We start from the raw sequence: 1,199 nt of genomic DNA, 5'->3' as shown, positions 1-1,199 counted from the left end.
AGCATTAAGGTGCATCGGTCGGTAGGCTACCGCTGACGGAACAGCGGGTTAAAGCTGATACTCGTAAGTATCATTCTAACAATTATCTATGCGACTTCATGTCGCACCCACGGCGTATCGAGATGATGAATTGCCACACACCTTTTCTGTGCGTTCACACCCGTTCCGAGCATGGAGGTGGAGCCGAACAGAACACGCACCGTTCCGGCATTCATGGCGTCTATCACCGCCTTCCGAGCCTTGTCGGTCTTGCACTCCTGAATGAAGCGCACCTCGCTTGGCGGTATGCCGTAATCCTCCGTCAGCTTGCGCTTGATTTCCGAATAGACGTTCCACCCGTCGCCCGGCTGATATGTCCCCAAGTCCGAGAAAACGAACTGCGTGCCTTTCTGCGCGTCGTATTTTTGGTAATACTCCGCGATCATCTTGGCACAGTGGCTCGCCTTGTTATCGGGGTGGTCTTCATAATGCGGGTCTATCATGCGCATGTCGAGTGCCATCTTGCGGGCGTAGTCGGTGGCGATAAGCATCTTCGCCTTTTCCTCCGTTTCCGAAAGCGGCAGCCTGCCCAGAAGTGTGGCATCGCCAGTCTTGGCGAACTGCATCAGCTTCTGTATGAAGTCCTCCTGCTCCGGCGTGGGCGGTATGTGGTGCAGTATCTCATTCTTGTTGGGACGATCTACGCCCACGTCCTCTGCCGTGCGGTAGTCCGTGATTTCATTATAGAAGGCGGCAAGTTCCGGCACCTTGATGAAGTAGCGGAAACGCTCCTTTTGAACCACGTTGTTCGTCACGTTAAATTCAAAATCCGTCGTCTTCTTGGCGAATATCGCCGCCCAAGCGTCGAAACATCGGATGTCCTGCCGTTCCAGCTCCTTCGGACGCAAATACTTGAACAGCAGATACAACTCCGTCAGCGAGTTGCTGATGGTAGTACCCGAAAGGAAGGTCGCTCCCAAGTCTCTGCCCGTGCGCTCCTGTATGGTGCGTATGGCAAAGAGCATGTTCAGTGCCTTCTGGCTTCCCTCGCTGTTGCCCAGTCCCGCCACACGGTCATGGCGCGTGTTGAACGTCAGATTTTTGAACTGGTGGCTCTCATCTATGAAGATGTGGTCGATGCCCATCTGCTTGAAATCCACCACGTCGTCCGTGCGTGACTTTATGGCGTGTTCCACCTTCTCCAGCTTCGCTTCAAGGTT

At 54.1% G+C, this 1,199-nt stretch carries 1 pseudogene; it reads right to left on the bottom strand.

Going from position 1 to position 1,199, the window contains the following annotated elements:
- Positions 1-107 precede the first annotated feature (107 nt).
- Positions 108-1,199, bottom strand: a pseudogene (locus tag H8S63_RS19730) (DNA methylase); the annotation flags it as partial.

It is taken from the genome of Bacteroides sp. NSJ-39 (genome assembly GCF_014287315.1).
Lineage (GTDB): Bacteria > Bacteroidota > Bacteroidia > Bacteroidales > Bacteroidaceae > Bacteroides > Bacteroides finegoldii.
This window is presented reverse-complemented; position numbering and strand designations above follow the sequence as displayed.